Source organism: Sphingomonas sp. (assembly GCF_965248875.1).
In the GTDB taxonomy this organism is placed as follows: Bacteria; Pseudomonadota; Alphaproteobacteria; order Sphingomonadales; family Sphingomonadaceae; genus Sphingomonas.
This window is the reverse complement of sequence record NZ_CBDFKR010000011.1, coordinates 101862-123284: the sequence shown is the minus strand read 5'-3', so window position 1 is coordinate 123284 and position 21423 is coordinate 101862. Positions and strand designations below refer to the sequence as shown.

The following is a 21423-nucleotide window of genomic DNA, read 5'->3' as shown; positions in this document are numbered from 1 at the left end:
TTGTACCTTACTTTGCTTAGTCACGGGTAAGTCTTAGGTACAGCGGGCCAGCGAGGGTGCAGCCAAAACAGTCGCAGATAGCTGGCGATATGCCAACGAAAGTATCGCCAGCTTCTACGGCTCTCGCGGCGGGCATCGTGAACTACGGCGGCCTGAGGACAGATGTAAATCTCTCCGCCTCTAGAGCGAAGGCGCGCACAGATGTCAACATCTTCACAGTAGAGAAAGAACCGCTCGTCGAAGCCATTCGTGCTGATAAAGGCATCCCGGGAAAACAGCATAAACATGCCAGCAATCCAGTCCACTGCAAGAGGCGTACCGGCGGCTGCTACCGAATAGCGGCCGCTGTCTCCCGCCGTGTACCGTTGCACAAGAGACCATGGTGTTGGAAAGTGGCGAGCACTATCTTCGACGTTGCCATTTGGCGCGAATACGGCGGGGGCGACCAATGCTGCCCCGGTCGTGCGCAAGTGATTGAGCAGTGGCGGAAAGGGATTGGTGGTCATCCGCAAATCGGGATTAAGGACGCAAAACTGGTCCCCAGTTGCAGCCAGAAAGGCATTGTTGTGATTATGACCAAATCCGAACGGCACGGCGTTCTCTATAATGCGGCCGCTCAAGCCCGCCGGCAGTCCCAAAGGCCCGGTGCCGTCGGGTACATTTACTGTAAGGATAACCTCCAGCGGTGTCTCACGCGCGATCTCGACGAGGTCCGCAAGTAATTCAGAAACAAGACGGCCATGACCGTGGCTGACAATCGACAGGCTGATCATGTTGGCATCCAGTCAGACCGCCACTCGCTCGCGCGGTCCGTCGACCTGAGGCCCGGCTGGCCTAGCTGCGATCATACCAAAATGGCGAGCGACTGAGCCAGGCAGAGTTATCGTCGCCCGAAGGGGTACCGTGCAGAATAGTAGCATCGAGACAACGAACTGGGATCGAGAATAGGTAGGCTCCTTAAGCAGAATACCCGCAAGAAGCGTTACCGAAAAAGTAAAGAGAAACACTTGATGTTTGGATTCCTCAGTAAGAGGAAGTCGACCATCCCCGGTCGCGTGCCACATCTCAACGAGCCTCCCCCCCAAGACAAGCAGCATAATACCAGCAACGATGGGCCCAAGCTCAATCGTGAGGCGAAAGAAGCCACTGTAGGCATCAAGCCGGTTCAAGTCGCCAATACCGGCACGGAATAGCTCCTCACTATACGAAGAGTAAAAGTCGAATTGGCCCGTACCGCCTAGTCCAGCGCCAATCACCGGGTATCTCCGTAATGACGCAACCATTTGATCGAAACCCTGTAACCAGGATAGAAGCGAAAGGTTCGATGACGCGTTATAAACATCAACGCGGCTTGTGTAGTGAGCGTCATTGGTCACGAACCAGTACAGTACGCCGAGCAGCGGCGCGACGATGGCTAAGGTGCGCAAGGTGAATGCGCGCGAGACTATGCCAACCACTATAAGGGCGATTGCGAAGGAGATGATATGAGTTGTCTTGATAATAAACGAGATAAAGGTAAACCCTAACGCTGCGGCATAGCCGATCCACCGCTCACTCGGCGTTGCCCATTTTGCGGAGACAATCAGCCCCGCCCCCGCGGCGAGTGCCACCAGTCCCGCAGGACTAGGCTCTGCCATAGTTCCCGCCGGACGATCAATTCGTAGCCACAATAACTGGTAGAGCAGTACGGTACACATGAGCACGACGCCGGCCAGGATGACCCGGTACGCTAAACTAGCGTCGAGCGGGACTTGCGTTCGCCTACCGAACAGCACGATGATAGATGTCATCCACAAAAAGCCAGAGGCAAAGCGGGCAGGTGGCGTACCATGAGCAAAGAATGATACAATTTGAATGACGATATAAATCCCGAAAAAGGCCTTGAAGAAGCCGGACAACGGCGCACGGCCATTTCCAAACCCGATTGAGGCAACGAAAGCTACGAACACTAGATTTGCGAGATCCCACTTGGACGTACCTACATCCACTCCCCAGACTTGAAACGGTAGAAGCGCAAGTACAAGCAACAGAAGCAGACCCCGCACGTCGGTCGGCAAAAAAATCGGCGGCGCTGCCGTCAACGCCACCGTCTTCGAACTTGCTCGAATCGTGACAGGCTTATTCAGGCTGCTATCGTCTGCGGTAGTCACGAAGGCTGGTTATCCACGCGAGTAAATATTCCATCGATCTGTAACGTTCTGAAACTAGTTGGATCAATGAATGCTTGGTTGAGTCCCGTCATGGTAAAGCCTCGGGCTTCTATCCACGCACTAACCTCACGCCAGAGAGGTTGCCCGGCATACAGCTCGACAAGTGAGAGCTCCAGAAGAACGCAATCGATCCGACTGAGCATATCCTCAGCACCCTTCAACACTTCAAGTTCGAAACCCTGGGTATCGATCTTGAGAAAGACTTTGGAGCACCCGTGCGCGAGCGCAGGGCCGAGACGGTCAATCGTCTCTACCTCGACATGCTCTTGGCCAATTGTTGCAGATCCCGGCGCAGCCTCGTGGTGACGGGCTGCCATCGTGAGCAGCGAACTCGATGCCTGCAGGCCCGAAATGTAGATGTTGGCCGTGCCTCGTGCGGCGCCCAGCGCACCGCGGGGCGCGACCATCCACTTGTCATCGTTGCATGCGGTGGACGTTAGCCGGGCGTGGGCAATCGCCAATGGCTCAAAGGACACGATACGATCCCGATACCCGAATGCGCGAAGCTCTTTCCCGAATTGGCCGTTGTTAGCGCCAACGTCTAGAACCAGGTCGTATCCGCCGTCGATCACCATGCGGGCAACTTGCAGGCCGAAATTGCTGAGGGGCGAGAGCCTGCCAACATCGACGCCTAGACGTCTGAGTTGCGACTTTACTGATGATCGAAACATGCAGGACCTGAGCGGGTGAGTGACGGACCGTCCGGCCACGGGCGCGAACACCCCTATCGGGTACAGCCGCGTAACCATGCGCGCAAGCATTCCGCCATTGACCGGACGATCGTCTCATGCTGACAGACGCTGTGAAACGTGTGTTTGACCTGCTGCTTTGCACCGCCCTGATGCCAGCGGCCGTCGCCATATGCCTGTTGGTCATGCCGCTAATTTGGATCGAGACCGGCACGACGCCGTGGTTCGCACAACAAAGGGTCGGTCGCGGTCAGCAGCCGTTCCGTATGATCAAGCTGCGTACCATGCGCGCCGACACGGTATCCGCCGCATCCCACCTCACCGCCGCGAGCCAGATCACTCGAAGCGGGCAATGGCTGCGGCGATTGAAACTCGACGAACTACCACAGTTGCTCAACGTTTTTACGGGAGCCATGAGTTTCGTCGGCCCCCGGCCTTGTCTGTCTTCGCAGACTACCCTGATCGAGGCGCGCGAGAAGCTTGGCGTGTATGTCCTACGACCAGGTATAACCGGGCCGGCGCAGGTTAGGGGTATCGACATGTCGACCCCCGAGTTATTGGCGGCCTTGGATGCGACCTATTTGCAACCTTGGTCGGCATGTGGCGATCTTACCCTGCTGAGGCTGACCGCATTCGGCGGCGGGCGCGGGGACGCGGTGCGGGGCAGCGGCTAGCGTACGCTGAAAGCGTCTGCTATCGCTTCATCGACTTTCATTGGCGGCGACCAGCCAAGCATGTTCCGCGTTATCGAGTCGTCAATTTCCAGGCTGTCTATTATGCTGGAGGCCCCTTTTCTCGCGCCAATAAGGCGGGCTGCCAAACGCATGAAGCGGAGGGGCACAGGAAACAGCCTTGTCGAGCGGCCTTGCGCCGCGGCCATCGCTCGGACGAGATCTGGTGTGCTGATGATCGTATCGTCCGCTGCAAGCAGCACGTTTGTGTCGCCCAACGGACGCTCCAGCAACGTCACAATTAGATCGGCGAGGTTGCCGACATGCATGAGCGATCGGCGGTTGGCGATTGACGCGAATGGTAGCGGAATACCACGACTGACCAAGCGTGCTAAGGCAGCCACATTGCCTTTTTGGCCGCTGCCGAAAAGAAGTGGCGGGCGAAGGATAATGGCTGTCATTGGTGACTCGGCCAACGATGCAAGGACCATGTGCTCGGCGGCAAGCTTGCTGCGCGCGTAGTCGTCTTCCGGCGCGGGCAAGTCATCCGGCCTAAAAGGTCGGTCGAAGGTCCGCTCTCCGTTCACCTTGATGGAGCTCAAGTAAATAAAACGAGACGCACCTGCACGGCAGGCAATTTCCAGCGCACGCGCCGTGCCGCCAACATTGACCCGGTGGAGCAAACCGTTTTGTCGTGTGGACTTGCTATGCGTCAGGGCGGCGAGATGAATCATCGCGTTGATTTGTGGGATCTGCACGGGCTGCGGTTCGGTCCCCAAATCACCGATTACGATCGCGCATTTATCCGCCGTCGCACGGCGTACTAGCGGAATTACGACATGCGCCCTCGCGCGTAGCCGCTCCGTCAGCGTTCGTCCGACGAAACCCGTCGAGCCGGTGATCGCAACCTTCATGCTGTTGCTCAGTGCTGCCCCGCCGCGCCTTCGCTCCCTGAGTGTCGCCCCCCGTCCACGACGATCAGAGGCGAGCCGATGTCGGCAGTCGAGCCCTGCGACCCATCGCCGCCAGCCATCTCGACCTCGAGCACCTGCATTGCGCAGCGCGAGTCAACTGTGAATTGCACCCGAAGCTTCCCAGGTTGCACTACCTCGCGCGACCAAAGTTCACGCATATCGCCGAAGTCGGCACAGTGCAGTCGAAACCGAACGAAACCACCGTTCGAAAACGTTGTCGAACGGATTTGCACTCCGAATACATAGCTGTTTGGTGTCAGAAATAAAGTCCGCTGGGCGAGCTTAGCCAATGTGTCAGAAGCACCCTGCAGATGCATCTGCAAGCCGTCTCCCCCACCGCCAGCAATCAGTAGCGCAGCGCCGTCTGGCGTTTCAAGCAAGCGCCACCCAACCGCGCCATCCGCCCAATCCCGATCGCGCGACGCAAAGCTTGGCGAAATGAGGCGAGCCCGTGTATGTTCCGGCGCAGCGAGGTAAACAAGTTGCGCAGTTAAGGCGTCGCCGTCAGAGATCGACCTTTCGACCAGCCGTTTTCCAAGCTCTGCGTGCGCGGGATCGGCGAGGAAGCCAGGTGACTCCACTATCAGCTTACCAATTGCCGACGGTTGCGCACTATGAGCGATTGCATAACCGAGAAAATCTTCGAGCCAAGGTCGACGTCGAGCAAGATAGCGCACGAGACCCCGGCGCACCGCGGGCTCGGCGAGCGCGTTGGTCAAGGTTTGGTAGAGCAGATTGGTAGAAGAGGTTCCCGTGCTCAACGCCAGATCATAATGGGCCAAGGCACCATCAACGTCGCCAACCCGCACGGAATATTCGATCAGCCAGAGCTGCGCCCCGACATCGCGGCGGGACATGCGAGTGGATAGGGCGATCAGTCGCGCAGCCTGCCCAAGCCGTCCCTTAAGATCGGCAGCATAGCCTAGAATCCTCAGTGCGCGAGGGTTCAGGGGCTGTGCTCGTGCCGCCGCAGTAGCCAGCGCGGAAGCATCGGCGGCGCCCGTAACGGGGGCCGCTAGCATGATAGCGTCCGCTTTCGCCACCAGCGCGGCGGGGTTGCCAGGGGCAAGGCGCAGCGCAAGATCGGGCGATCCGTTGGCGAGCGCAGTTCCACCCGCGGCTGCAAACGACACCGCGGCGAGCAGCAGCGAAGCGATACCCAAAAGCGCGGTCCTGATCCGGAAAGATCTAGAGATGTCCCGGTTGTGCGCGCTCGCGCTACCTACCATGGTGAATGGACCTTTAGCGGTCACGGCCGCCTGCGGTGTTACCGCCATAATCTGCACCATAGCCGTAGCCGTAGCCGTAGCTGGCCTGTTTATTCTTCAATTTGGTCAGTACCACGCCGAAGACATGGGCGCGGACCGCGCGCAACCTCCCCAATGACGCCCGGACGCCACGAACGGCAACGCCCTCCGCCTCAACCACGAACACACAGCCTTCCACAGCCCGGGACAGCAGCGGAGCATCGGCAAGTCCGAGGATCGGCGGAGCGTCCACGACCACATGGTCGAAGCTCTCGGCCAGCTGACCGATGAGCATCGCCATGCGGTCACTACTCAGGAGTTCGCCGGCGCTGGGCGGAGTCGGCCCCGCAGGTAGGACACTCAGGCCGCGGTATCGTGTCGCATGGAGCATCCGCCGCCAGTCATTGTCGCCCGCAAGATTGTTACTTAGGCCTTCAGCGTTGCTTACCTCCAGCAGTCCGTGCATTGACGGCGAGCGCATGTCGGCGTCGATCAGCACGACATTGGCCCCGGTTCGGCCGAGCATAACAGCCAGCGCCAACGCCGTCGTGCTTTTGCCCTCAGCCGGCCTCGTGCTGGTGACCATCAACGCACGCGGAACGCCGTGATCCGTCGAGAAAGCAATGTTGGACCTTATGCTGAGATACGCTTCCGTCAGCGGCGACTTGGGATCGCCAAGCGCCGACAAGATGTCGTGGTCCTCCACCTCGAGCACCGAGCCCAGCAACGGCACCCCGAGCAGCCGTGCTACGTCGCCCGGGTCACGCAGTCCTTCGTCTATCTGCTCGAGGATCAACGCACCGGCCACCGCTAAGCCTAAGCCGGCGATCAGCGAAAGAAGAATATTCAGCGGTAGATTAGGCGAGGACGGCCGTTGCGGGACGTCGGCGGTGTCGACAATCGAAACATTATTTGCGCCGACCGACGCCACCCCGATTTCTTTGTAACGCTGAAGTAGCCCCTGATATAGCTCGCGGTTTGAATCCGCCTCCCGCTGATAAATATTATACTGAATGCTGTCGCGTTGCTGCTGTCCCATCGCCTGCTTCAATCGATCAACCCGATCGCGTAGGCCCTGCTCGCGCGCAATCGCTTCCCTGTACGCGATTGTACGACCGCCGCTTACCCGTGCCACTTCACGCGCAATAGCCGTGTCAAGTGATGCAACCTGCTCGGCTATCGCGCGAGCGGCTGGATAGCCCGGTTCGAATTGCACCATCAAACGAGCATATTCTGCGGCAGCTTCGGCTCGCCTTTGTCTCAGACTTGCGATTGCGACGTTGCTTAATGAATCGCTGTTACTGCCGTCGGCTCCGGCATGACCAGCCTGACTTTCGGCTGCGACCCGATCGGCCGTTGCCTTTGCGAGTGCCTCGTTAAGTGCTTCCAAATCGGCAGACGTCAGCGTGCGCTGGACCTCTGTCGACCCATTCTCACCGCGAACCCGGTCAAGCGCGACAATACCCTTATCAGCTGCGTAGTTGACCAAGGCGCGTTCGGAAGCTTCCAGACGTTGCCGAAGCACCGCCAATCGTCCTTCCAGAAATGCTCGCGCATCCGCGGTCGAAGCGAAGCGCCGATCCATGCTCGCAGCGATAAACTGCGTCACCCACATGTTGGCTACTTTCGCCGACAGCTCCGGTGACGCGCTGGTGTATTTGACGTCCACCAAGGCGGAGCCGCGGATCGGAGCGATCGAGACGTTGCGCAACAGCAACGCGATGGTCTGTCGCTCCGTTGCAGTCCGACCCGTGCCGCCACCCGCGACCGGCCTGACCCCATGAGCCGCAAAGAAGGTGGGGTCAGAGGTCAGGTGCAGGGCATGCGCGACACGTGAAGCAACCGACTCGGCTTCAAGAAGTGAATATTGGGTCTGATAAAACTCCAGGTCGCGGCCAGCTTCACCCGACTCCAGCCCCTCAACATTTGTAACTTTCTTTTCCTCGCGGCTGATCTCAATCCGCGCACTCGCCGTAAACTTGGGCGTCATCAGCAGCGTCAAGACTAGGCCGGTCGCCAACACAACTGCAACAATGCCGGACATGACCCATTTCCAGCGCTGGGCCACATGCCAGATGTGGACCAATGCTGGCGGCGTCAACGCTCGCGCCGCGACCTGATCGCCGGAATCGAAAGGCATGTCGTAGCGCAGCGGCACGGCGGAAGACGTTTGTTGAAGCATCGAACCCGATCAGCGCGTGAGCAAAATGGTGAGCGGCCCGGCAAGGCTGGGAACCGTGGCCAAAAGGTCTCTGAACAAGCGGCGAGCTGGAGAGTCGCCGACCACCACCACGTCGTTGGCGTAGATTTCGGGATCGGCATATACACCGCGCCTGATCGCGCGAAGGTCGTACAGTGCAGCCATTTTTTGACCGTTCACCGTGCGGAAGACGACCACATCATTCAACCGAGCGTATTGATCGAGCCCTTTGGCTGTCGCGATCGCGCGGATCAATGTCATCCTTCCAACGACAGGATAAAGTCCGGGCTCGCGCACCTGACCGTCGACGGTAACGACTTGACTGACCGTCTCCTTCAGATTGACGGTGACCTGGGGATCGCGGACGTAGCGACCGCGCAGCCGCTCGCGTAGGATCGCCTCAATCTCCCCCGGGGTATGCCCCGCCGCTTCGATAATGCCGGCGAGTGGAAAGGAGATGCGTCCCCCCGCGTCGGTCTGCACCTCCTTGCCGCTCAGCTCCTGAATACCGAACACATCGATGATAAGCTTATCGAACGGACCGACCACATATGGTCGGTCCGATCGCCGGATATCTGCAGCAGATGGCGGCGGCAGGCCGTCGGTACCGGCAACAACGACCGCGCCCGAGGTTGCGCTGACCGTTGCGGGCGGTCCTACCGTCGGCCGCCCCTCACACCCTGCGACGATGAGCGGAGCGAGCAGAAGACATAACGCGCGGCGCTGCGCGGCTCCGGCCGGACCGCGGAAGGGCAAGCATTCGGACATCGAAACCTTGAGAAAAGCCTTAGCTGCGATCTAGATTGGCGCGCTCGGGAAAGCTAGCCCCTGCGCCGTCGCGCACCGCGGTAGCACCCATCGACAACCACGCGGCGCACAGCGCACACAAAGCCGCGAGCGAGGGCGTACGAACCGGATAATCGACTGCGCTCGCGACGGCCATCAGGGACAGGATTGCCGCACCAAGCCGCGCCAATCCGATCGTCGGATCGCTGCGGCGTGCCCGCGTCCGAATTACACGCGCAACGGCGCTGAGCCCCAAGATTAGCGAGGTTCCCAGCACAGCCGCCGCGCCGACGCCGCCCGTCATCCAGAGTTCAAGCCAGTCATTGTGTGCGTGATTGAGGTAAGTCGGCGCGAGTTGTGATGTCGGCTCGTAAATCCGGAAAACATCATCGAACGTGCCGTAACCCGAACCAAAGGGCAGGTGATCACTAGCTATCCGCATTACTTCGCGCCAGCTGTCCAGACGAGAGTCGCTGCCGTCCGCCGTGTTCTGGAAGCGGTCCAGAACGCCGCGGCGCATCAGCGCGGCGACGACGCCGATAGCTACAAGCGCGGCTATACCGGCGAGGATCGCTGGAGACACGCGGCTGGCGAAGTGCGGCTTATGGCGACGCGGCGAGAAAGAGGGGTGGCGATAAAGCATTGCCGCGAAGATCAACCCCAGGGCCGCGCACGCCACGCCCGCGCGCGATCCGGTAATCACGATCAATGGGACTAAGACGATCGCCATAGCCGCTGCGGCGACCAGGCGGCGACTCCGCGTGTCCGGCGACGTGTCCATCGTTCCTACCGACGCTAGGAACGGAAAGAGGCATGCCAAGAAGACGGCCGCATGATTACGGTTGGCAAACAGCCCGACCGACGAGCCGTTATTGGTTATGGCGTAGAGGTAAAATGGCCCGGCCGGCGGACCAAGAATCTGCAATATTCCCAGCGCGCCTGAGATCAGCCCGAGCCCAATGATCACTAAAGTAGCGCGCGCTGATTGAGTTGGCGGCAGGGTGATCGTCAGCAGCAGGACCGCCAACGGAGTCAACAGCGAAAACAGCGCATTCTCGGTGCCGGTTGGCGCCAGACTTAGCGGGCGCCAGCGGTCAGCAAACCCCAGCGCCGCATCGGTTTGCACAATTAACTGGTGGCCCGCTAGGCCGTGCCACCAGGCAGGCGGCAGCGGAACGAGGTATGCGCCAACCAGGAGCACCGTCGCAGCCGCCAGCGCCAGCAGGACACGGTGTTTTACGATGTCTGCTCGTTGCAAGCGATAAACCGCGTAACCACAGACCAGCGCCGACACGGGGCGCAACAACAGTAACGATAAGATATCCGCTCGTGCGCCGCCGCCGGTCAGAAATGTCAGCACCAAAAATGCGGCAAGCACGAAGAAAGGTGCCTGCGCGAGCAACCGCGCGCGCCGCTGCTGCAGCCGCGACGCCGCGCGATTTTTGCTCAAAAGTTCACTCTTCAAGACTGCCCGAGCACAAAGCCATCGGGAGATTGGCCGATCCGGACAGCAGGTCGTCTACCGCCGCCTCCGCTTCGATATGACGGGACCTATCATCGGTAAGCGACAGCCTCAACCCTTTCGCTTGCGCCTTGAACAGTGATGCGAGCGGCGGCATGCCGACTGGATGCCTCGGAGGATGTTGGTGGACCAAGACAGGCGACGAGCTCTTGCTGTGGTCGCCGCGACGCTTGGCGCGGGACCCGGCGCCACGCAGTTATCGCCGCCGGTCATCGCTGGGACGCCGCGCTCCCCCGCGACGTGCTCGACGTCGGTTATCGACTTCGGCGCCGTCGGCGACGGCATGGCGGATGATGGGGCCGCGCTGCGGCGGGCGCTGGCTTGGGCAGCGTCGGTCCACGGCAGCACCGGCGGCGCCACGCCGCGGCTACACGTTCCGCCCGGAACTTACCGCTACGCGCAATCGCCTAATTTTGCCGTGTCCAACCTGCATCTTGATTGCTCACCGGGTACGGTATTCCGGCATTCAGATGAGGGACCGGCGTTTCTGCTCGATGGCGGCAGCATCGGCGACGGGGTTTACCGCGTACAGGTGACGGGAAACCCCATGATCGGTGGCAACGCCGCTACCAGCTATGGCCTTGATGTTCGTGCACTTCACCATTCGCTGATCACCGCCTCGGTCCGCGACGTCGCCGCTGCTGCGCTGCGCACCCGATGGTCCGTCTGTACGGAGTATGGCGTGCGCGTGACTGGACTTGCGATCGGCGGCATGCAGCCTTCTCCCATCGATGGGTTCGTGCTCGACGCGCGCGGCGAAGGCGAAGACACCGCAGCTTGCCTCTTCCGCATGCCGATCGCCGAGCAGGCGCGCGATGTCGGCATTCGCCTAGTCCATACGATCAACTGCACCTTCTTGTCGGGCACGGCCGAGGGAAACGGCCAAGGTGGACTGCTGGTCGAGCGGGGTGCGTCGGACAACCTATTCCTTGGCATGGATTTGGAGGTCAACGGCACGTTCGGGGTGCGGTGCGAAGGCGACCGCAACAGCTTCGTCAACCTGTACGACGACGGCATCGCCGTGTTCGCAGGAACGGCGAACCGCGTTCAGGGAAGCCAATTTAATACGATCCACAATCGTGGGGACGGCAACAGCTTCGAAGCCGTCAGCTATGCGTCGACCGCCGCTGGCCGTTTCCACGATACAGGCCGCAACACACGCCGAACACTAATACGCAACCTGACAAGCGGCATACTGGATCGCGACCTGTTGTGCGCGCAGGGGCCACCTATCATTGCCCCTGCCGGCGGTGTGGTGCAGGATATCGAGGCCCGCCGGACCCTCGCCGCTATCCTTCAGCAGCTCAGAACAGCGGGCGTTCTGAGCTGATCGAAGGATCAGCGCCCAATCGGTGCCCCACCCGGGGGAATCGCCCCACCCGGAGGCGCCACCCCCGGCGGCACAGCCCCACCCGGCATGCCGCCCATGCTTTGCTGAGCCTGCATCTGGCGGAGGACGGTCTCGGGGATGAAGTCGATCAGCTCGACGTCGAAGACCAGCGTCGCGTTGGCCGGGATCGGCGCACCGGGCGGCGGCGTGGCGCCATAGCCGAGCGACGGCGGCATCCAGACGCGGACCTTCTCGCCCTTGGTCATCAGCTTCAGCGTCTCGGAAAAGCCGGGCACGACCCCCGACAGCGGCAGCGGCGTCGGCCGCTCCGACTTGTCGAAGGTGGTGCCGTCGAGCAGGCGGCCCTGATATTGGATCAGCGCGACGTCGGACGCGGTCGGGTGGGCGCCGCCCGCCTCGCCCGGCTTGACGATCTTGTACTGCAGCCCGGATGCGGTGGTGACGATGCCGTGGCCACGCGCCTCGCGGACCAGCGCCGGATCGCCCTGCCGCGCCAGCGCCCAGGCAGAAACGCAAGCCAGGATGATGCCGAGCCACAACCAGATCAGATAGCCGCGCTTGACGGGCTGAAGCGGGACGGCGGTCACGGTGGTCATGGCGATCCCCGGTCAGCGCCGCGCTCACCGGCGGCGAAACGTGCGGCGCGCGCTAGGTTAATCGAACCCGTCGCGCGTGGAAGATGAGGCTAAGTAGAGGCTCAAACGCCTCACCGCGCCCCGTCGCGCTCGGCGCGCTTGCGCTCCAGCTTGCGGGCGCGGCGCACGGCGGCGGCGCGCTCGCGGGCACGCTTTTCCGACGGCTTCTCATAGTGCCGGCGCAGCTTCATCTCGCGATACACGCCCTCGCGCTGCAGCTTCTTCTTGAGCGCGCGCAGGGCCTGGTCGACATTATTGTCGCGAACGATGATCTGCATGGGAAGGGTCGAACTCCGGGCGAATGACAAGCGCGGCGCGGATCGGGTCCGCGCCGTCAGAACAGCGGCTGCCTAGCAGCGCGGCTCCAACATGGCAAGCATCGGCTGCGCCCCAGCAGCTGTTGCACCGATGCCACAGCAGCTGCGCAATCCCGCATTGTTGCAGTGCTGCAAAGTGCGGGATACGCGCGACGCTCACTCCTTGGGGCATGCTCCAGCTCGCCGACCCAGCCGATCAGATGGACCTCGCCACCCGCCTCCTCGTCGTCGACGACGACCCCGGTATCCGGGAGCTGACCGCCGGGTTTCTGGCGGCGCATGGCTATCAGGTCGATACCGCCGCCGACGGGGCAGAGATGCGAGCCAAGCTGGCGCGCGAAACCTATGCGTTGATCGTGCTGGACGTAATGATGCCGGGCGAGGACGGATTGTCGATCCTTCGCTCGCTTGATCGTGCGGCAAGCCCGGCGGTCATCATCCTGTCGGTGATCGGCGAGGAGGTGGACCGCATCGTCGGGCTGGAGATGGGCGCCGACGACTATCTTGCGAAGCCCGCCAACCCGCGCGAGCTGCTTGCGCGTATCCGCTCGGTGCTCCGCCGCCACGCAGAGCGGTCGGGGGCGGAGCGGCCGGTGGCGGCGCGGCCGGCGGAGCCGGTGCGAGCCTATCTTCGCTTCGCCGGCTGGCGGCTCGATCCGATGGCGCGCCAGCTGCTCGACTCCGACGAGGTGGTGATCAACCTGTCGGACGGCGAGTTTCGGCTGCTGATGACGCTGGTCGAGCACCCGCGCCGGGTGCTGACCCGCGACTTCCTGCTCGACCACAGCCGCGGCCAAGACGCCGAGCATTTCGACCGCGCAATCGACGTCCAGGTCAGCCGCCTGCGCCGCAAGCTACAGCGCAGCGACGGGCCCAAAGGAACCTTGGGCGGCGACGAGATGATCCGGACGGTGCGCAACGAAGGCTATATGTTCACCTGCGATGTCGCGCGCTGAACCGCAACGCCGCGGGGGCCGGTCGATCGCCTGGTCGATCCTGCTCCTCGTCGTGGCGGCAGCGGCGGCGGCGACAGCGGTCATGTTCGCGGTCACCTTCAACGGCCCGCCGCCTATGCCTGCCCCGCAGCCCTATGCCAATATCGTGACCGCGTTGCGGACCGGGCACGGCCCGTCAGGCAACGGCCGGCCGCTGTCGGTTGTCGAGCGGCCGATACCGCCCGAGCCGCGCTTCACCGACCGGCGCGATCCCGCGGCGGAGGTGCAGCTGGCACGGTTGCTCGGCGCGCCCGCCGCCGATGTGCTGGCGCTGATGCCGCCGGGACACAGCGACGTGCCCGATGAGGTGCGCGGCCCGTTTCAGGTCGGCTGGCGTCATGACGGCGCGTGGCGCATCGTCGAGACCCGGCCGGACTCATTCTTCACGCCCTGGCATCGGGTGACGCTCACCGCGATGCTGCTGGTGCTGGCGTTGCTGTCCGGGCTGGCGTGGTTCGTCGCACGGGCGATTTCACGGCCGTTGCGCCAGGTCGCGGACGCCGCGCTGGCGGCGCGTGCCGGTACGCCGCTGAAGCCGCTCCCCGCCGGTGGCGCGGCGGAGGTGCGCGATCTGACCCGCGCGGTCTTGACGATGCACGACCGGCTGCAGCGGCACGCGGAGGGCCGCACCGCGATGCTCGGAGCGATCGCCCACGATCTGGGCACCCCCCTTTCCCGCCTCGCCTTTTGGATCGAGCAGTTGCCCGAGGCGGCTCGCGCCCGCGCCGCGGGCGACATCGACGAGATGCGGGCGATGATCGCCGCGACGCTGGTGTTCGCGCGCGACGAGGCGGCCCCGGCCCAGGCCGCGCGCGTCGATCTCGGTAGCCTGCTCGATTCGCTGGTCGAGGACATGGCTGTGGCAGGCGCGCCCGTGAAGCTGACGGCAGGCGACAGGGCGATCGTCCGCGGCGATCCCGGTGCATTGCGGCGCCTCTTCGCCAATCTGATTGCGAACGCGGTGCGGTATGGCGACACAGCGGCGCTGAGCTGGCAGATGGTGGATGACGCGGTCGCCGTGCGGGTCGACGACGCGGGGCCGGGACTGGGCGGTGCGGACGCCGAGCGATTGTTCGAACCCTTCGTGCGCGGCGAATCGTCGCGCAACCGCGCGACCGGCGGCGCAGGGCTGGGCCTCGCTATCGTGCGAACCATCGCGACCCGCCACGGCGGCACGGTGATGCTGAGCGACCGCGTTGACGGTGTGGGCGCGCGGGCGGAGGTGATGCTGCCGATCGCCTGAAACATCCTGCAACAATCGGACCGGGCGGCGAAATATCCTTGTTATGCGGAGTGCTTAGCCGGGGTGAACCGGACACAGAGGAACCACACCATGCTCGATCACGATCAGCGCGGCCATCATGATCACGGCGACGGGATGGCGGACGACCTTCCCCGTCTGCAGGCGCTGATCGCGCGGCGCCGGGCGCTGCAATGGTTCGCCGGTGCAGGCACGACGGCCCTGGTTGCGGGCTGCGGCGGCAGCGGCTCGGGGTCGGGCAGCGTCAGCGTGGTCAGCGCGGCGGGCGCCACCAGCACGCCGACCCCGACCCCCACCGCGACGGCCACCGCGACTGCCACGCCCACCCCAACCGCCACCGCCACCGCCACCTCGACCAGCTCGGGCTGCATCGCCGATCCGACGGAGACCGGTGGCCCCTACCCTGCCGACGGCACCAACTCGTCGAGCGGGGCGACCAGCAACGTGTTGACCGCGAGCGGTATCGTCCGTTCCGACATCCGGTCGAGCTTCATCAGCTCGACCACCGTCGCTACTGGCGTGCAGGTCAAGATCACGATCACGCTGGTCAACGTCAACGCCGCCTGCGCGCCGCTGGCGGGCTATGCCGTGTACCTGTGGCACGCCGACCGGCAGGGCCGTTATTCGCTCTACACCGCGTCGACAGAAAGCTATTTGCGCGGGGTTCAGGTGACTGATGCCAATGGCCAGGTGACCTTCACCACCATCTACCCGGCCTGCTATGACGGACGCTGGCCGCACATGCATTTTGAAGTGTTCTCCAGCGTCGCGAACGCGCTGGGCGGACGTTATGCGGTGCTGACCTCGCAGTTCGCGCTGCCCGCCGCGATCAACGCCGCGGTCTATGCCGACACAACGACCTACCCGTCGAGCGCCACCATCTATCGCAACGTGAGCCTGTCGTCGGACAATGTGTTCGGCGACAACACCGCCGCCCAGCTCGCACAGCAGACGCCGGCTTTCACCGGCAGCCCGTCGGCGGGGTATAGCGCGACGGCGCTGATCGGCATCGCGCGCTAGCCGCGGAGGTAAGACACGGGGTTCCAAGCCACCCCCGCTCCGCTATGGGGCGGCGGTATCGTTGATGGCTGAAGGGCGGCTCGTGTCGGGCAAGACGGCGTTGATTACCGGCGTGACGGGGCAGGACGGCGCGTATCTGGCGCAGCTGCTGCTGGACAAGGGCTACCGCGTCCACGGCATGAAGCGCCGATCGTCATCGTTCAACACCGGACGGATCGAGGACATCTACGAGGACCCGCACGTCGAGCACCCGCGCTTCTCGCTCCACTATGGCGACATGACCGACAGCACCAACCTGATCCGGCTGGTGCAGGAGACGCAGCCCGACGAAATCTACAATCTAGCGGCGCAGAGCCATGTTCAGGTCAGTTTCGAGACCCCCGAATACACGGCAAACTCTGACGCGCTGGGGACGCTGCGGCTGCTGGAGGCGATCCGCATCCTGGGCTTCGAGAAGAAGACGCGATTCTATCAGGCGTCGACCTCCGAGCTGTATGGGCTGGTGCAGGAAGTGCCACAGCGCGAGACCACGCCCTTCTATCCGCGCAGCCCCTATGCCGCAGCGAAGCTTTACGCCTATTGGATCGTCGTCAATTACCGCGAGGCCTATGGCATCCACGCCTCCAACGGCATCCTGTTCAACCACGAAAGCCCGCTGCGTGGCGAGACCTTCGTCACGCGCAAGATTACCCGCGCCGCCGCCGCCATCGCGCTGGGGCGGCAGGAGACGCTGTTCCTGGGCAATCTGGGTGCGCAGCGCGACTGGGGACATGCGCGCGAATATGTCCGCGGCATGTGGATGATGACGCAGATGGATGAGCCGGACGACTATGTGCTGGCCACCGGCGAGACGACGCCGGTGCGCACCTTCGTCGAATGGGCGTTCGCCGATGCCGGCATCAAGCTGGCGTGGCGCGGCGAAGGCGTCGGCGAGCAGGGCTATTGCACCGCGACGGGCACGCTCCGCGTCGCGGTCGACCCCCGCTATTTCCGCCCGACCGAAGTCGAGCTGCTGATCGGCGACCCCAGCAAGGCGCACCGGAAGCTCGGCTGGCGGCACGCGACGGGCCCCCGCGAGCTGGCGCGCGAAATGGTCGAGGCCGACCTTAAAACGATGCGCGACGCGCCGATCGGCAAAGGCGCGTGACCTTGCCGGTGCAATACCCTCTTGAAGGCAAGCGCGTCTGGGTCGCGGGACATCGCGGCATGGTCGGCGGCGCGTTGGTCCGGCGGCTGGCGGGCGAGGATTGCGAGGTGTTGACCGCGACCCGCGCCGAACTCGACCTGCGCGACGCGGCGGCGGTGCGGCGGTGGGCGGCGGACCGGCGGCCGGACGCCGTGTTCCTGGCGGCGGCGACCGTCGGCGGCATCGTCGCCAACGACAGCCGCCCGGCCGATTTCCTGCTCGACAATCTGCTGATCGAGACCAGCATCGTCGCCGCGGCGCATGCCGCTGATGTCGAGAAGCTGCTCTTCCTCGGCTCGTCCTGCATCTACCCGCAGCTGGCGCCGCAGCCGATCCGCGAGGAGGCGCTTCTGACCGGTCCGCTGGAGCCGACTAATCAATGGTATGCGGTCGCCAAGATCGCCGGAATCAAGCTGACTCAGGCGTTCCGGCGCCAGCACGGCCGGGACATGATCGCCGCCATGCCGACCAATCTCTACGGGCCGGGCGACAATTACGACCTCACGTCCAGCCATGTCGTTCCCGCGCTGATCCGCAAGGTCGACAGCGCCAAACGGACCGGCGACCCGGTGACGGTGTGGGGCACGGGCACGCCACGGCGTGAGTTCATGTACGTCGACGACTGCGCCGACGCCTGCGTCCACTTGATGCAGCATTACTCCGGCGAGGAGCATGTCAATGTCGGGACGGGCGAAGACCTGTCGATCCGGGCGCTGACCGAGCTGGTGATGGAGGTCGTCGGCTATCGCGGCGAGATGGTGTTCGACCGGTCGAAGCCCGACGGCACGCCGCGCAAGCTGATGGACGGACGCCGGCTGGCGGCGCTGGGCTGGCGCGCGCGGACGCCGCTGCGCGAGGGGCTGGAACGCGCCTATGCCGCCTATCGCGCGGGCGAGTATCGCGACGTGGCGATGGTCGTCTGACCGCTTGCGGCGGGCGACCGCGCGGCTAGAGCATGGCTTCCATGCTCCCCCTTTCCTTCTACAACAGCCTTAGCCGATCGCTCGAACCATTTGCGGGGCCGCGCGATGGGAAGACGGTGCGGATCTACACCTGCGGGCCGACGGTCTATAACTACCAGCATATCGGCAACATGCGGGCGTTTTTGTTCGCCGACACGCTGGGGCGGGTATTGCGGTGGCGGGGGTTCGCTACCAAGCACATCATCAACATCACCGATGTCGGTCACCTGACCAGCGACGCCGACGCGGGCGATGACAAGATGGAGCAGGCCGCCGCCGCCCAGCAGCGTTCGATCTGGGAGATCGCGGCGCATTATACGGACGCTTTCAAGCGCGACGTGCGGCGGCTCAATATCGTCGAACCCGCCGAATGGACGGTCGCAACCGACCACATTCCCGAGATGATCGAGTTCGCGCGAACTATCGAAAAGAGCTGCTATCGACTTGAGAGCGGGCTATATTTCGATACCTCGACCGTTCCGCACTACGGCGTGCTGGCCCGCGCGAGGGCGGACGAGGGCGAGAGCCGGATCGATCCGGTGTCGGGCAAGCGCCACCCGCAGGACTTCGCGATCTGGCGGACGTCGGCGCCGGACGATCGGCGGCAGATGGAGTGGGACAGCCCCTGGGGCCGCGGCGCGCCGGGCTGGCACCTGGAATGCTCGGTGATGAGCCTCCAGCATCTCGGCCACCCGTTCGACATCCACACCGGCGGGATCGATCATCGCGAGATCCACCATCCCAACGAGATCGCGCAGAACCAGGCGCATTGCGGCTGCGCCGATACGGGCGCGGGGCTGTGGATGCACAACAATTTCCTGGTCGACCGCAGGGGCAAGATGTCCAAATCGAGCGGCGAGTTCCTGATGCTGCAACGGCTGGTCGACCGCGGCGTGCACCCCCTCGCCTATCGGCTGATGTGCCTTCAGGCCCATTACCGCAGCGAGCTGGAGTTCAGCTGGGCGGGGCTGCTGGCGGCGCTGACCCGGCTCAAGCGGCTGGCGCAGGCGATCGAGGGATTGCGCGCGCGGGCTGGCGACGCAGCGAAGGGCGACGGCGCGGCGTATGCCGAGCGCGTGGCCGATGCGCTGGGCGAGGATCTCAATACCGCAAAGGCGCTGACCGTGCTGGACGAGCTGCTCGCCGACAAGCGACTCTCGCCCGATGTTCGGCTGGCGATGGCGACTGACGTCGATGCGGCGCTTGGCCTACAGCTGACGACGCTGACCCGCGCCGATCTGCGGGTGCGGCCAGCCGAGGCGCGTATCGGCGAGGATGCCATCACGGCGCGGCTGGCCGAACGTCGGGCGGCGCGGGCGGCGAAGCAGTTCGGCCGCTCCGATGCGATCCGGGCGGAACTGGCTGAGGCAGGCGTCGAGGTGATGGACGGCGACCCGCTCGGCTGGGACTGGAAGCTGGACCTAGCGTAGCGATTGATCGCGTGTGGCCAAGACCGCGGGCGCGTCATCGCGCGCGCCCGGCGGCGGCAATATCGCCACCTCCGCCGCCAGCGCATCGGCTCGGGCGCGCGGCGAGGGGTGGGTCGGGCTGCGGAACAGGCCGGCGTCGATCTCGCCGCCATGCGCGCGCCAGAAGGCAACCGCCGCGCCGGGATCATATCCGGCGTTCCTCAGCAGGTGAACACTGAGCCGGTCGGCGTCGTCCTCGGTCCGCCGAAACAGCCGGGCATTGCGGCCGAACTCCCCCGCCAGTCCCCAATGCACCCCCGCCGCCTCCAGCCGCGCGCGGTGGCGCAGGATCGTGTGGCTCAGCTCGTGCGCGACGATCGCGGCGATCGCGGCATCGTCATAACGCTCGAAGAAGCGCACCGAGACCTGGACAACGCGCCCGTCCGACGACGCCGTCATCCCCGGGCCGAGCAGCACCTCGAACGCCGAACGGCAGCCGGGACTCGCGGGCACCACCACGGTGCGTGCGACGCCGCGATGCTCGACCGTCAGCGTCAGCGGACGGCCGGCGGGCTGCACGGCGATCAGCGCCTGCGCAGCGTCGCGGGTGACGCTGGTGTCCGCCGCGTCGGGCGCAGGTCCGGTAACTGCGGTGTCCCCGACCGCGAGCAGCGCGTCGTCGGCCGCGATCCGTGCCGCGGCAGCCGGGCTACCCGGTGCGACCGCCTCCACCTGCACTGGGCGGGCAAAGCCGAATGCCCGGCGCGCGCCGGGCTGCGCGTCGATCGCGTACTGGTCGATGGCGTGGAGCTGCAGCCCGGGCGTCGGCTCCACCTCGCGGCACAGCGCGGCGTTGGCGGTGGTCAGGCGATAGGCGATCGTCCCCATCCGCCCGTCGACGGTGCGGAGGGCCGTCCAATAAGCGGGATCGACCGCGGCGGCGGCGGCGAGGGCGACCATTATTGCGGCGACGCGCACCATGCCTCCGCCCTAGCGCATTCCGCCCCTCGCCTGTAGCGCTGCGCGTAGATAGGGTGATCGCCATGAAAGCCGTGCTCCCCGCCCTCGCCCGCCCGATGCTCGAACCGCAGCTACCCGCCGGCCTGACGGTGGCGTGGTTCGCCAGTCCGGCCGAGGCGAACGCCGGGATCGCTGACGCCGACATCGCCTGGGTCGACATGCAGCCGACCCACCTGACCGCGGAAGCGATCCGCGCCGCCGGGCCGGAGCTGAAATGGGTGACGACAATCTATGCGGGGCTCGACGCCTTTCCGCTCGACCGGCTGCGCGAAGGCAAGGTGACGGTGACCAACGGCGCAGGCATCAACGCCTATGCCGTCGCCGAATATGCGGTGATGGGCGTGCTGGTCGCGGCGAAGCGCTTCGACGAAGTGGTTCGCGCGCACGACCGCCAGGACTGGCTGAAGGACTCGCCCGGCAAGGTCGAGCTGTTCGAGACCAGGGCGCTGGTGATCGGCTATGGCGCGATCGGGCGGCTGATCGGCGAGCGGCTGGCGGCGTTCGGGGTCGAGGTGACGGCGGTGACCCGCTCAGGCCGCAACAGCAGCCTGACGCCCGACCAGTGGCAGGCGCGGCTGGGCGAGTTCGACTGGGTGGTGCTCGCCGCGCCGTCCACCGACGCGACCAAGGCGCTGATCGGCGCGCCCGAGCTGGCGGCGATGAAGAAAAGCGCGTGGCTCATCAACATCGCACGCGGCGACATGATCGACGACGACGCGCTGCTGGCGGCGCTGCGCGGCGGCGCGATTGGCGGCGCGTTTCTCGACCCGACCAGCCCGGAGCCGCTGCCACCCGAGCACCCGCTCTGGTCCGCGCCCAACTGCATGATCTCGATGCACCTGTCGGGGCGGGCGCAAACCAAGATGTTCGGGCGCGCGGCGACGCTTTTCCTGCAAAACCTGGCGGCATTCCGCGAGGGGCGGCCGATGCAGAACGTCGTCGATCTCGACGCGGGGTACTGACGCGCG

At 64.3% G+C, this 21423-nt stretch carries 20 protein-coding genes; 9 read left to right on the top strand and 11 right to left on the bottom strand.

Features of this window, described 5'->3' with window-relative positions:
- Positions 1-20 precede the first annotated feature (20 nt).
- Genes ACP2AD_RS07535 through ACP2AD_RS07525 form a run of 3 tightly spaced genes read right to left on the bottom strand, consistent with a single transcriptional unit; the run spans position 21 to position 2785 of the window.
- Positions 21-773 carry a glycosyltransferase family 2 protein gene (locus ACP2AD_RS07535; protein WP_425229470.1) on the bottom strand — a complete coding sequence of 251 codons (753 nt, stop codon included), beginning with the start codon at positions 771-773 and terminating at the stop codon, positions 21-23.
- Between the two features lie 12 nt (positions 774-785).
- On the bottom strand, positions 786-2150 hold the full coding sequence (locus ACP2AD_RS07530; RefSeq protein ID WP_425229469.1) for a hypothetical protein: 1365 nt from the start codon (positions 2148-2150) through the stop codon (positions 786-788).
- Entirely contained in the window at positions 2147-2785 is a 639-nt protein-coding gene (locus tag ACP2AD_RS07525; protein WP_425229468.1) for an FkbM family methyltransferase, read from the bottom strand. Before ACP2AD_RS07525 ends, ACP2AD_RS07530 begins: the two co-directional genes overlap by 4 nt.
- A gap of 212 nt (positions 2786-2997) precedes the next feature.
- Between ACP2AD_RS07525 and ACP2AD_RS07520 the strand changes: the two genes are divergently transcribed.
- Positions 2998-3573 (top strand): sugar transferase, encoded by a 576-nt coding sequence (locus tag ACP2AD_RS07520; protein ID WP_425229467.1) that lies wholly within the window; start codon positions 2998-3000, stop codon positions 3571-3573.
- On the opposite strand, the gene ACP2AD_RS07515 is transcribed toward ACP2AD_RS07520, so the two are convergent.
- Genes ACP2AD_RS07515 through ACP2AD_RS07495 form a run of 5 tightly spaced genes read right to left on the bottom strand, consistent with a single transcriptional unit; the run spans position 3570 to position 10227 of the window.
- The gene (locus ACP2AD_RS07515) at positions 3570-4484 is read right to left on the bottom strand and encodes an NAD-dependent epimerase/dehydratase family protein (RefSeq protein ID WP_425229466.1); all 915 of its coding nucleotides are present in this window, start codon (positions 4482-4484) and stop codon (positions 3570-3572) included. The two genes, ACP2AD_RS07520 and ACP2AD_RS07515, sit on opposite strands and share 4 nt — an antisense overlap.
- An 8-nt stretch (positions 4485-4492) precedes the next feature.
- Positions 4493-5833, bottom strand: a complete 1341-nt coding sequence (locus tag ACP2AD_RS07510) for a hypothetical protein (protein ID WP_425229465.1) — start codon at positions 5831-5833, stop codon at positions 4493-4495.
- Complete coding sequence (locus ACP2AD_RS07505) at positions 5787-7973, bottom strand: GumC family protein (protein WP_425229464.1); 2187 nt, start codon at positions 7971-7973, stop codon at positions 5787-5789. Before ACP2AD_RS07505 ends, ACP2AD_RS07510 begins: the two co-directional genes overlap by 47 nt.
- Positions 7974-7982: 9 nt before the next feature.
- Positions 7983-8759 carry a polysaccharide biosynthesis/export family protein gene (locus tag ACP2AD_RS07500; RefSeq protein WP_425229463.1) on the bottom strand — a complete coding sequence of 259 codons (777 nt, stop codon included), beginning with the start codon at positions 8757-8759 and terminating at the stop codon, positions 7983-7985.
- Between the two features lie 19 nt (positions 8760-8778).
- The gene (locus ACP2AD_RS07495) at positions 8779-10227 is read right to left on the bottom strand and encodes an O-antigen ligase family protein (RefSeq protein ID WP_425229462.1); all 1449 of its coding nucleotides are present in this window, start codon (positions 10225-10227) and stop codon (positions 8779-8781) included.
- Between the two features lie 226 nt (positions 10228-10453).
- Between ACP2AD_RS07495 and ACP2AD_RS07490 the strand changes: the two genes are divergently transcribed.
- Positions 10454-11629 carry a hypothetical protein gene (locus ACP2AD_RS07490; protein ID WP_425229461.1) on the top strand — a complete coding sequence of 392 codons (1176 nt, stop codon included), beginning with the start codon at positions 10454-10456 and terminating at the stop codon, positions 11627-11629.
- An 8-nt stretch (positions 11630-11637) separates the two neighbouring features.
- Here ACP2AD_RS07490 and ACP2AD_RS07485 read toward each other — a convergent pair whose 3' ends face one another.
- Both ACP2AD_RS07485 and rpsU read right to left on the bottom strand, forming a co-directional pair.
- On the bottom strand, positions 11638-12246 hold the full coding sequence (locus ACP2AD_RS07485; protein WP_425229460.1) for an FKBP-type peptidyl-prolyl cis-trans isomerase: 609 nt from the start codon (positions 12244-12246) through the stop codon (positions 11638-11640).
- Positions 12247-12356: 110 nt separating this feature from the next.
- A complete protein-coding gene (rpsU, locus tag ACP2AD_RS07480) occupies positions 12357-12563 on the bottom strand; it encodes a 30S ribosomal protein S21 (RefSeq protein WP_007404630.1) in 207 nt (68 codons plus the stop codon).
- 209 nt (positions 12564-12772) lie between these two features.
- On the opposite strand from rpsU, the gene ACP2AD_RS07475 reads away from it, so the two are divergent.
- The 6 genes from ACP2AD_RS07475 (at position 12773) to cysS (ending at position 19456) form a co-directional block, all read left to right on the top strand.
- The gene (locus ACP2AD_RS07475) at positions 12773-13558 is read left to right on the top strand and encodes a response regulator (protein ID WP_425229459.1); all 786 of its coding nucleotides are present in this window, start codon (positions 12773-12775) and stop codon (positions 13556-13558) included.
- The gene (locus tag ACP2AD_RS07470) at positions 13545-14840 is read left to right on the top strand and encodes a sensor histidine kinase (RefSeq protein WP_425229458.1); all 1296 of its coding nucleotides are present in this window, start codon (positions 13545-13547) and stop codon (positions 14838-14840) included. Before ACP2AD_RS07475 ends, ACP2AD_RS07470 begins: the two co-directional genes overlap by 14 nt.
- A 90-nt stretch (positions 14841-14930) precedes the next feature.
- On the top strand, positions 14931-15878 hold the full coding sequence (locus ACP2AD_RS07465; protein ID WP_425229457.1) for an intradiol ring-cleavage dioxygenase: 948 nt from the start codon (positions 14931-14933) through the stop codon (positions 15876-15878).
- Positions 15879-15942: 64 nt separating this feature from the next.
- Positions 15943-17025, top strand: a complete 1083-nt coding sequence (gene gmd / locus ACP2AD_RS07460; RefSeq protein WP_425229456.1) for a GDP-mannose 4,6-dehydratase — start codon at positions 15943-15945, stop codon at positions 17023-17025.
- Positions 17022-17987 carry a GDP-L-fucose synthase family protein gene (locus ACP2AD_RS07455; RefSeq protein ID WP_425229455.1) on the top strand — a complete coding sequence of 322 codons (966 nt, stop codon included), beginning with the start codon at positions 17022-17024 and terminating at the stop codon, positions 17985-17987. Before gmd ends, ACP2AD_RS07455 begins: the two co-directional genes overlap by 4 nt.
- 41 nt (positions 17988-18028) lie before the next feature.
- Positions 18029-19456, top strand: a complete 1428-nt coding sequence (gene cysS / locus ACP2AD_RS07450) for a cysteine--tRNA ligase (RefSeq protein ID WP_425229454.1) — start codon at positions 18029-18031, stop codon at positions 19454-19456.
- On the opposite strand, the gene ACP2AD_RS07445 is transcribed toward cysS, so the two are convergent.
- A complete protein-coding gene (locus ACP2AD_RS07445; RefSeq protein ID WP_425229453.1) occupies positions 19448-20416 on the bottom strand; it encodes a M48 family metallopeptidase in 969 nt (322 codons plus the stop codon). The genes cysS and ACP2AD_RS07445 overlap by 9 nt on opposite strands.
- Positions 20417-20478: 62 nt before the next feature.
- On the opposite strand from ACP2AD_RS07445, the gene ACP2AD_RS07440 reads away from it, so the two are divergent.
- Positions 20479-21417 (top strand): D-2-hydroxyacid dehydrogenase, encoded by a 939-nt coding sequence (locus ACP2AD_RS07440; RefSeq protein WP_425229452.1) that lies wholly within the window; start codon positions 20479-20481, stop codon positions 21415-21417.
- Positions 21418-21423 lie beyond the last annotated feature (6 nt).

Excerpts from the sequence above, each read along its gene's own strand:
- ACP2AD_RS07535 (WP_425229470.1), bottom strand. The coding sequence starts at position 773 with ATGATCAGCCTGTCGATTGTCAGCCACGGTCATGGCCGTCTTGTTTCT.
- ACP2AD_RS07525 (WP_425229468.1), bottom strand. The coding sequence starts at position 2,785 with ATGGTGATCGACGGCGGATACGACCTGGTTCTAGACGTTGGCGCTAAC.
- ACP2AD_RS07520 (WP_425229467.1), top strand. The coding sequence starts at position 2,998 with ATGCTGACAGACGCTGTGAAACGTGTGTTTGACCTGCTGCTTTGCACC.
- ACP2AD_RS07515 (WP_425229466.1), bottom strand. The coding sequence starts at position 4,484 with ATGAAGGTTGCGATCACCGGCTCGACGGGTTTCGTCGGACGAACGCTG.
- ACP2AD_RS07510 (WP_425229465.1), bottom strand. The coding sequence starts at position 5,833 with ATGGTGCAGATTATGGCGGTAACACCGCAGGCGGCCGTGACCGCTAAA.
- ACP2AD_RS07505 (WP_425229464.1), bottom strand. The coding sequence starts at position 7,973 with ATGCTTCAACAAACGTCTTCCGCCGTGCCGCTGCGCTACGACATGCCT.
- ACP2AD_RS07500 (WP_425229463.1), bottom strand. The coding sequence starts at position 8,759 with ATGTCCGAATGCTTGCCCTTCCGCGGTCCGGCCGGAGCCGCGCAGCGC.
- ACP2AD_RS07485 (WP_425229460.1), bottom strand. The coding sequence starts at position 12,246 with ATGACCACCGTGACCGCCGTCCCGCTTCAGCCCGTCAAGCGCGGCTAT.
- rpsU (WP_007404630.1), bottom strand. The coding sequence starts at position 12,563 with ATGCAGATCATCGTTCGCGACAATAATGTCGACCAGGCCCTGCGCGCG.
- ACP2AD_RS07475 (WP_425229459.1), top strand. The coding sequence starts at position 12,773 with ATGCTCCAGCTCGCCGACCCAGCCGATCAGATGGACCTCGCCACCCGC.
- ACP2AD_RS07470 (WP_425229458.1), top strand. The coding sequence starts at position 13,545 with ATGTCGCGCGCTGAACCGCAACGCCGCGGGGGCCGGTCGATCGCCTGG.
- ACP2AD_RS07465 (WP_425229457.1), top strand. The coding sequence starts at position 14,931 with ATGCTCGATCACGATCAGCGCGGCCATCATGATCACGGCGACGGGATG.
- gmd (WP_425229456.1), top strand. The coding sequence starts at position 15,943 with ATGGCTGAAGGGCGGCTCGTGTCGGGCAAGACGGCGTTGATTACCGGC.
- cysS (WP_425229454.1), top strand. The coding sequence starts at position 18,029 with ATGCTCCCCCTTTCCTTCTACAACAGCCTTAGCCGATCGCTCGAACCA.
- ACP2AD_RS07445 (WP_425229453.1), bottom strand. The coding sequence starts at position 20,416 with ATGGTGCGCGTCGCCGCAATAATGGTCGCCCTCGCCGCCGCCGCCGCG.
- ACP2AD_RS07440 (WP_425229452.1), top strand. The coding sequence starts at position 20,479 with ATGAAAGCCGTGCTCCCCGCCCTCGCCCGCCCGATGCTCGAACCGCAG.